The 8,304-nt window shown below is 66.0% G+C and carries 8 protein-coding genes; 1 reads left to right on the top strand and 7 read right to left on the bottom strand.

Going from position 1 to position 8,304, the window contains the following annotated elements; all coding sequences use genetic code 11:
- The 7 genes from CF68_RS38560 to CF68_RS21785 all read right to left on the bottom strand — a co-directional run.
- A partial coding sequence (locus tag CF68_RS38560) for a hypothetical protein (protein ID WP_152548530.1) occupies positions 1 to 206 on the bottom strand: 206 nt, incomplete at its 3' end.
- Between the two features lie 137 nt (positions 207 to 343).
- Positions 344 to 1,651: a Glu/Leu/Phe/Val dehydrogenase gene (locus CF68_RS21810; RefSeq protein ID WP_035822800.1), complete on the bottom strand. Its 1,308-nt coding sequence runs from the start codon at positions 1,649 to 1,651 to the stop codon at positions 344 to 346.
- 103 nt (positions 1,652 to 1,754) lie between these two features.
- The gene (locus tag CF68_RS21805; RefSeq protein ID WP_035822799.1) at positions 1,755 to 2,738 is read right to left on the bottom strand and encodes a LysR family transcriptional regulator; all 984 of its coding nucleotides are present in this window, start codon (positions 2,736 to 2,738) and stop codon (positions 1,755 to 1,757) included.
- Between the two features lie 67 nt (positions 2,739 to 2,805).
- A complete protein-coding gene (locus CF68_RS21800) occupies positions 2,806 to 3,579 on the bottom strand; it encodes an ABC transporter permease (protein ID WP_035822797.1) in 774 nt (257 codons plus the stop codon).
- A 12-nt stretch (positions 3,580 to 3,591) separates the two neighbouring features.
- Positions 3,592 to 4,440: an ABC transporter ATP-binding protein gene (locus tag CF68_RS21795; RefSeq protein ID WP_035822794.1), complete on the bottom strand. Its 849-nt coding sequence runs from the start codon at positions 4,438 to 4,440 to the stop codon at positions 3,592 to 3,594.
- Positions 4,437 to 5,579 (bottom strand): ABC transporter substrate-binding protein, encoded by a 1,143-nt coding sequence (locus CF68_RS21790; protein WP_200872578.1) that lies wholly within the window; start codon positions 5,577 to 5,579, stop codon positions 4,437 to 4,439. The genes CF68_RS21795 and CF68_RS21790 overlap by 4 nt, the downstream gene beginning before the upstream one ends.
- Before the next feature lie 204 nt (positions 5,580 to 5,783).
- Positions 5,784 to 7,682 carry an ABC transporter ATP-binding protein/permease gene (locus CF68_RS21785; protein WP_035822792.1) on the bottom strand — a complete coding sequence of 633 codons (1,899 nt, stop codon included), beginning with the start codon at positions 7,680 to 7,682 and terminating at the stop codon, positions 5,784 to 5,786.
- A gap of 108 nt (positions 7,683 to 7,790) precedes the next feature.
- On the opposite strand from CF68_RS21785, the gene CF68_RS21780 reads away from it, so the two are divergent.
- Positions 7,791 to 8,195 (top strand): acyl-CoA thioesterase, encoded by a 405-nt coding sequence (locus CF68_RS21780; RefSeq protein ID WP_013955553.1) that lies wholly within the window; start codon positions 7,791 to 7,793, stop codon positions 8,193 to 8,195.
- The last annotated feature ends 109 nt before the right edge of the window (positions 8,196 to 8,304 follow it).

Raw genomic sequence — 8,304 nt, 5'->3', positions numbered from 1 at the left:
AGTTGTTCAGCTGCCTGTGCCGTCCCGCACATCACGCCCCCGGCAATCATCAGGGCAGCCAGCTTGGCAAAATTCATAACATCTCCTTGACCATGAAGAGAAAGCGGGATTCTAGAGATAAAACCCCCACTGGTGAAACAGTATTGCGCAGCATCCGTCGCAATACAACTGGGTTTTCTCCTAGAACCCCACTTCAGGGCAATCACTGCGCACGGCGTCCGGATACAACAACGCGGTCTCCGGCGCTTGCCGGAGACCGCGTCTGCCGGTCATGAGCCATGGGGAGCGGGACGATTATTGCATTGCACCATGGCAGTGCCTTGTCCCGTTTCCCGTGCCCTGATCAGGGATACAGGCCGCGCATCTCGCGCGCCTGCAGGATCCGCGTACAGGCCACGATAAACGCCGCCGTGCGCAGCGTCACCTTGTTGTCCTGTGCCACTTGCCAGATTGCCCGGAAGGCCTCTTGCATGATCCGTACCAGGCGCTGGTTGATCTCCTCCTCGGTCCAGAAGAAGCTCGAGAAATCCTGCACCCATTCGAAGTAGGACACGGTCACGCCGCCGGCGTTGGCGATCACGTCCGGGCAGACCAGGATATTGCGCTCGCGCAGGATATCGTCGGCTTCCGGCGTGGTCGGGCCGTTGGCGCCTTCAATCACCAGTTTTGCCGTGATCTTTGGCGCGTTCTCGGCCGTGATCTGGCCTTCCAGCGCGGCCGGGATCAGGATGTCGCAGTCGACTTCCCAGAACTGCGCGGTACGCAGGACTTCGCCGCGGAAGCCTTCGATGGTGCCGCTGTGCGAGGCGTATTCCATCATCGCCGGCACGTCCAGGCCGGCCGGGTCGAACAGCGTGGTGCGGTGGTCCTGTACCGCCACCACCTTGGCGCCGGCCTCATGGAACAGCTTGGCCGCCACGGCGCCCACGTTGCCGAAGCCCTGCACCGCCACGCGCGCGCCCTTGATTTCCAGGCCGATATTGCGCGCGGCCTCGGAGCCGACCACGAACACGCCGCGGCCGGTTGCTTCGTGACGGCCGAGCGAGCCGCCCAGCGAGATCGGCTTGCCGGTCACCACGCCGGTGGCCGTGCTGCCGGAGTTCATCGAGTACGTGTCCATCATCCAGGCCATGACCTGGGCGTTGGTGTTCACGTCCGGCGCCGGAATATCCTTGCTCGGCCCGATGATGATGTTGATTTCGCTGGTGTAGCGGCGCGTCAGGCGTTCCAGCTCGGCGTGCGAGAGCGTGCGCGGATCGACGCGGATGCCGCCCTTGGCACCGCCGTAGGGCACGTTGACCGCGGCATTCTTCACCGACATCCAGGCCGACAGCGCCATCACCTCGGACAGGGTCACGTCCTGGTGGAAGCGCACCCCGCCCTTGCCCGGGCCGCGCGACAGGTTGTGCTGCACGCGGTAGCCCTCGAAATGGGCAATGGTGCCGTTATCCAGTTCGATGGGAACGTCGACGATCATCGCGCGCTTGGGGCGCTTCAGGGTTTCAACCCAGCGTGCCAGCGAGCCCAGGTAAGGCGTGACACGGTCGACCTGCTGCAGGTAGATGCCCCAGGGGCCGAGATTGTCGGCATTGAGGTAAGACGGGAGTGCGTGCTTTTGGCCAGCAATATTGGTCGGTGCTGCGGAAGACATCGGTTGGTTCCGGTGTGAAGAATGCCCGCAAGCTTAGGGGTGGCGCCCCGCCCGAATCCAATGCCGTTTGCTCATCCGGTCATGCAAAACCTGCATAACCTTGTCATCTGGCGGAAACCGGCGCACCGGCCGGCTGAGTGGCCTGGGCCGCTGACAAGGTCGACCATACCTGGTCGACCAGCTGGCGCTTGCGCCGTGCCCCGGCGCGGCGTTCGTTGCCGTTCTCGCCCGGGCGCTCGCGGTACAGGCGGATTTCCATGTCGATCGACAGCGGCAGCCCGCGCGCCGACTCGGCCCGCACCAGCCGGCCCGCCGCCACGTCCTCGCGTACCGCGCTTTCGGGCAGGAAGGCCATGCCGTGGCCGGCCAGCGCCATTACCTTGAGCGCCTCGGCCATGTCGGTCTCGTAGCATTTGTCGAGCTTGAGCGCCTCGGAGGTATCGGCCAGCAGCAGATCGACCATGCGGCCGAGGAAGGCGTTGGGCGTGTAGCTGAGGAAAGGCACCGGCTTCTTGTCGGTGCCGGGCAGCCGGAACTGCGGCTTGCCGGCGGCGTCCGGCACGCTGTAGGGCGACAGCCGTTCGGTACCAAGCACCAGCATGTCGTACCGCGCCGGATCTAGCTGGATCGCCTGGCGCGCGTGGTGGTAGACCATCACCAGGTCGCAGCCGCCCTCCACCAGCATCAGCACCGCGTCATGGACGTTGAGCGCGCGCAACCGGCACGGCAGCGTGCCGATCCTGCGCTCCAGCGCCTTGAGCCATTCCGGGAAGAAGGTCAGCGACAGCGTATGCGGCACCGCGAACTCCAGCACCTGGGCGTTGGCCGAGCGCTGGCCGCGCATCAGCGCGCGGGTCTCGCTGACCTGCGCCAGCATGGCCAGCGCCTGCTCATAGAACACCTTGCCGGCCGGGGTCAGGCTGGTGGGGTAGCTCGAGCGGTCGATCAGCTCGGTGCCGACCCACGCCTCCAGCGACTGGATGCGGCGCGAGAACGCCGGCTGCGTGACGTGGCGCAGTTCGGCCGAGCGCGAGAAGCTGTGCGTCTCGGCCAGGCTGACGAAGTCTTCAAGCCATTTGATTTCCATGACGCGGATTATCCACCCACGCCGGGCTGTCCGTCACCTGCGCGTCACCTGCCCGGCGGCAGGCGATTCAGCCGCGATGCGCCCAGCCGGTCATGCGCTTCTCGACCACCGCAAACAGCTCGTACATCGCCATCGCCATCACCGCGATCACCACCAGCCCGGCAAAGGCCAGCGGCATCTTCATGGCCGAGCCGGCCGACACCAGCAGGTAGCCGATGCCTTCGTTGGCAGCGTTCATCTCCGACACCGTGGTGCCGACAAAGGCCAGCGTGATCGCCACCTTCAGCGAGGCGAAGAAGTACGGCATGGCGCGCGGCAGACCGACCTTGAACAAGACGTCGCGCCGTTTGGCGCCGAGCACGCGCAGTACGTCCTCCAGCTCCGGCTCCAGCGTGGCCAGCCCGGTGGCGATATTGACCATGATCGGGAAGAACGAGATCAGGAACGCAGTCAGGATGGCTGGACCGGCGCCCAGGCCGAACCACACCACCAGGATCGGCACGAAGGCGGCCTTGGGCAGCGCGTTGAAGGCGGTCATCAGCGGATAGCTGGCAGCATAGAGCAGCCGCGACGAGCCCATTGCCAGCCCCAGCAGCACGCCCACGGCGATGGCCACGCCGAAGCCCACCATGGTGGTCCAGAAGGTGCGCCACGCATGGCCGGCGATCACGTCGCCATATTCCACCAGCGAGGCCACGATCGCCGACGGCGTCGGCAGGATAAAGTCGGACACGTCGAAGGCCATGCACGCGCCCTGCCACAGCAGCAGCACCGCGGCCAGCAGCAGCCAGGGCGCCACGCGCTGCACGCGACGCTCCTGCGCGGAAGTGAGAGTCATCATCGTAGCTTTGCCTTAGTGTTGCCGCACATGGCCGATCTTCTCGCGCAGCACGTGCACCAGGTCGGCAAAGGGCTCGGTATAGGTCAGTTCCAGGTCGCGCGGGCGCGGCAGGTTGATCTCCTTGCGCATCAGGATGCGGCCCGGGCGCTGGCTCATCACGTAGACGGTGTCGGCCAGGAACACGGCCTCGCGCAGGTCGTGCGTGACCAGGATCACGTTGAAGCGCTGCGCCTGCCACAGGTCGCGCAGCACGCACCAGAGCTCCTCGCGGGTAAAGGCGTCGAGCGCGCCGAAGGGCTCGTCCAGCAGCAGCATGCGCGGCTCGTGGACCAGCGCGCGGCAGATCGAGGCGCGCTGCTGCATGCCGCCGGACAGCTGCCACGGGTACTTGTCCTCGTAGCCGGCCAGGCCCACCGTATGCAGCAGCTTGCGCGCGCGCTCGACGTACTCGTCGCGACGTGCGCGCAGGGTGGAGCGATATGGTTCGACGATCTCCAGCGGCAGCATCACGTTGTCCAGCGTGGTGCGCCACGGCAGCAGCGTGGGCGCCTGGAAGGCCATGCCGACCTGCTTGAGCGGGCCGGTCACCTTCTGGCCGGCAATCTTCACAACGCCGCGCGTGGCCGGCTTGAGCCCGGTCGCCAGCTTCATGAAGGTGGACTTGCCGCAGCCGGACGGGCCGACGATGGCGATGAACTCGCCCGGCGCCACCTGCAGCGAGATGTCCTCGACCGCGAACTCGCCCTTGTGCGCAAGCTCGTCGTTATAGGCCAGCCAGACCCGGTTGAAATCGACAAAGGGTTCCGCGGGCGCGGCACTGCCGCCGGAGGCGGGCATGAAGGCAGCCTGGCGCGTCATCATCGCAGCACATCCAGTTCGGCCGCGCTGGGCAGGAACGCGTCGGTCCACAGCGCATCGGGGTTGATGCGGCCCTTGGTGCCGAAGGCATCGGCCACCTGCGAGGCCATCAGCGACAGGCGCGGCTTGCTGATGCGCCCGAAGCCCTCGGCCTTCGCGTCCGGCGACTTGACCACGCTGTCCAGCGCCAGCTTGAGCCGGCGCACTTCCAGCTTTTCGTCGATGATGCCGTCGCGCGCCTTGACCGCCTTGATGCCCTCTTCCGGCCGCGCGATCACGTCGCGCGCCGACTTGCTGAAGGCGCGCAGGAAGGCCTTCACTGCCTCCGGGTTCTTCTTCATGAATTCCTCGGAGGCGATCACCGCGTTGCCGTACAGCTTCACGCCGAACTGCGGGTACGGCAGCACCACGATGTCTTCATCCTTCACGCCGCGCGCGTTCAGGTTCAGGATCGATGTGAACGAGAACCCGGTGATGGCATCGAGGTCGCCGCGCGTGAGCATGGTCTCGCGCAGCGTCGGGTCCATCGCCTGCCAGTTGAACGAGGACGCCTGCAGGCCGTTGGCCTTGGCGAAGATCGGGAAGGCGCGGCGGCCGGCGTCGAACACCGGCGCGCCCATGCGCTTGCCGGCGAGGTCCTTCGGTGCGCGGATGCCGGACTTCTTCAGCGCGAGGACGGCGGCGGGCGTGTTGTTGTAGACCATCATCACGGCCACCGGCTTGTTCTTCGCGTCCGGGTTGTTGCCGTAGAACTCCATCACCGACGACATATCGGCGAAGCCCATGTCGTACGTGCCCGAGGCCACGCGGTTGACCACGTTGCCCGAGCCGTTGCCGGCGTCGATCGAGACGTCGAGCTTCTCGGCCTTGTAGTAGCCCTTCTGCTCGCCCAGCAGGAACAGCGCCGCCGGCCCTTCGAAGCGCCAGTCGAGCTGGAAGCGGACCTTGGTTGGTGCAGCCTGCGCGTGGGCCGCGCCGGCGAATTGTGTCGACAGCACCAGGCTGGTGCCGATCGTCACGCCGAGCTTCAGCAGGCGGCGCCGTGCCGTAGTGCGGGATGCGCGCGTGCCGGTATGTTCATGGTTCTCGGCGGCAGCAGCGCAAACGCCGGGGGAGGCTAGCGCAGCGTGGGAGTGAGGCATTGAATCTCTCCGTTGATCGTGATCTCGGAGGGATTCGTCCGCAAGGGACGTGCCAGGTTTTTCAGCCCCGTTTCAGGGCGTGCCCGCAAGCGATTGCCGAACCAAAAACGTGCGAGGCGATTGCCGCAGCGACATCGTCGGCAATGATTGTCGACAATGCCCGCAGCCCCTTGGTGCACGCGGATGCAGGAGAATGCAGTCCCGTCAGGCGTCCTGCGTGGCGTCGCCCACGTCGAGTGCCAGCGCATCCGCGCCCACGGCTTCGCCGCCCTTGGCGGCGGCGCGCGCCTGGATGTCCCACATCTCGGCGTAGCGGCCACGCGCGCGCATCAGCTCGGCATGGGTGCCGCGCTCGACGATGCGGCCGTGGTCCATCACCAGGATCTGGTCGGCATGCACGACAGTGGACAGCCGGTGCGCGATCAGCAGCGTGGTGCGGTTCTGCGCCAGCCGCATCAACTCGGCCTGGATCGCCTGCTCGGTGCGTGAATCCAGCGCCGAGGTGGCTTCGTCGAAGACCAGCACCGGCGGGTTCTTCAGCAGTGTGCGCGCGATCGCCACGCGCTGCTTCTCGCCGCCGGACAGCTTCAGGCCGCGCTCGCCGACCGGGGTGTCGTAGCCTTGCGGCAGCTCGCGGATGAAGCTGTCGATCTGCGCGGCGCGCGCGGCGGCGATGACTTCGTCGCGGCTGGCGTCGGGCCGGCCGTAGGCAATGTTGTAGAAGATGCTGTCGTTGAACAGCACCGTGTCCTGCGGCACGATGCCGATGGCGCGGCGCAAGCTGTCCTGCGTGATCGCGCGGATGTCCTGGCCGTCGATCTCGATGGCGCCGCCGTTGACGTCGTAGAAGCGGAACAACAGCCGCGCCAGCGTCGACTTGCCCGAGCCGCTGTGCCCCACCACCGCGGTGGTGGTGCCCGCCGCGATGGTGAAATCCACGCAATCCAGGATCAGCCGGTCCGGCTCATAGCTGAAGCGCACGTCGCGGAAGCGCACCTGCGCGCCGCTGACCTGCAGCGGCTGCGCGCCGGGCGCGTCGGCCACCTCCTGGTTGGTGCCGAGCAGCACGAACATGCGGTCCATGTCGGTGGTGGCCTGCTTGATCTCGCGGTAGATCACGCCGAGAAAGTTCAGCGGGATATAGAGCTGGATCATCAGGGTGTTGACCAGCACCAGGTCGCCCAGCGTGAGCTTGCCGTCGACCACGCCCACGGTGGCGCGCCACAGGATCAGGATAAGCCCCAATGCGATGATGGTCTGCTGGCCGAAGTTCAGGAACGACAGCGAGTTCTGCGAGCGGATCGCCGCGGTGCGGTACTTGCGCAGGTTCTCGTCGTAGCGCTGCGCCTCGTACTCTTCATTGCCGAAGTACTTGACGGTCTCGAAGTTGAGCAGGGAATCGATCGCCTTCTGGTTGGCGCGCGAATCGAGCTCGTTCATGCGGCGGCGGAAATGCGTGCGCCATTCCGTCACCACGATGGTGAAGACGATATAGCCCACCAGCGCGCAGCCGGTGATGGCCGCGAACCAGATGTCGTAGTGCAGGATAAAGAAGCCGATCACCAGGCCCATCTCGACCAGCGTGGGCAGGATGCTGTACAGCGAATACGAGATCAGCGACTGGATGCCGCGCGTGCCGCGCTCAATGTCGCGGCTCATGCCGCCGGTCTGCCGGTCCAGGTGGAAGCGCAGCGACAGCGCATGCAGGTGCCGGAACACCTGCAGCGCGATCTCGCGCACGGCGCTCTGCGTGACCTTGGAAAAGAGCATCTCCCGCAACTCGGTGAACAGCGTCGCCGACAGCCGCAGCAGCCCGTAGGCAACGATCAGCCCGACCGGCACGGCCAGCAGCGCGCGCGGGTCGCCCGGCTGCAGGTTCATGCTGTCGATCAGCTGCTTCATCAGCACCGGCACGCCCAGGTTGGCCACCTTGGCAGACACCAAGCAGGCCAGCGCCAGCATCACGCGCCACTTGTAGTGCCAGACATAGGGCAGCAGGTTGCGCACCGTCTGCCAGTCGCTGCGGGGCGCGCGCTGACCGGGAAAGAGCGTGTTTGAAGCAGGAGCGGGGGCCGGCTCAGCGGTCGTGGAATAGCGGCGCATACGTTAGAATTCGGGCCAATGCGCGATTGTCGCAGAGTTCGCATTACGTGGCAGGCGAAGGGTCTTTCGCCGCGCCCCGCCTCCTTCCGCAGTCCACCACACACCGTCATGAACGCTCCCCACACCGTCCCCGCCCTGCCCGCCGGCAAGAATCCCGCTCTGCGCGTGGTGCCGATGCCCGCCGACGCCAATGTGCACGGCGACGTGTTCGGCGGCTGGATCATGGCGCAGGTGGATATCGCCGGCTCGATCCCGGCGGTGGAACGCGCCCAGGGCCGCGTGGCCACCGTCGCGGTCAATTCTTTCCTGTTCAAGCATCCGGTGTTCGTTGGCGACCTGGTCAGCTTTTATGCGGACATCGTCAAGACCGGCCGTACCTCGATCACGGTGTCGGTCGAGGTCTACGCGCAACGGATGCGCCACAGCAATGAGATCGTCAAGGTGACGGAAGCCACGCTGACGTATGTGGCAACGGATGAATCGCGGCAGCCTCGGGTGTTGCCGTCGGCTTGAAGACTAAGGGCTTTCGATCATCGATTGCGTGCTCCCTCTCCCGCTTGCGGGAGAGGGTTGGGGTGAGGGCCAGGCGCTGACCGAAGCCACCGTGCTGGAAAAAACCGTT

The organism is Cupriavidus sp. SK-4 (genome assembly GCF_000611125.1).
Classification (GTDB): domain Bacteria; phylum Pseudomonadota; class Gammaproteobacteria; order Burkholderiales; family Burkholderiaceae; genus Cupriavidus; species Cupriavidus necator.
The sequence above is the reverse complement of the archived record's forward strand: the minus strand, read 5'-3'. Positions and strand labels throughout refer to the sequence as shown.

Excerpts from the sequence above, each read along its gene's own strand:
- CF68_RS21805 (WP_035822799.1), bottom strand. The coding sequence starts at position 2,738 with ATGGAAATCAAATGGCTTGAAGACTTCGTCAGCCTGGCCGAGACGCAC.
- CF68_RS21810 (WP_035822800.1), bottom strand. The coding sequence starts at position 1,651 with ATGTCTTCCGCAGCACCGACCAATATTGCTGGCCAAAAGCACGCACTC.
- CF68_RS21780 (WP_013955553.1), top strand. The coding sequence starts at position 7,791 with ATGAACGCTCCCCACACCGTCCCCGCCCTGCCCGCCGGCAAGAATCCC.
- CF68_RS21785 (WP_035822792.1), bottom strand. The coding sequence starts at position 7,682 with ATGCGCCGCTATTCCACGACCGCTGAGCCGGCCCCCGCTCCTGCTTCA.
- CF68_RS21790 (WP_200872578.1), bottom strand. The coding sequence starts at position 5,579 with ATGCCTCACTCCCACGCTGCGCTAGCCTCCCCCGGCGTTTGCGCTGCT.
- CF68_RS21800 (WP_035822797.1), bottom strand. The coding sequence starts at position 3,579 with ATGATGACTCTCACTTCCGCGCAGGAGCGTCGCGTGCAGCGCGTGGCG.
- CF68_RS21795 (WP_035822794.1), bottom strand. The coding sequence starts at position 4,440 with ATGATGACGCGCCAGGCTGCCTTCATGCCCGCCTCCGGCGGCAGTGCC.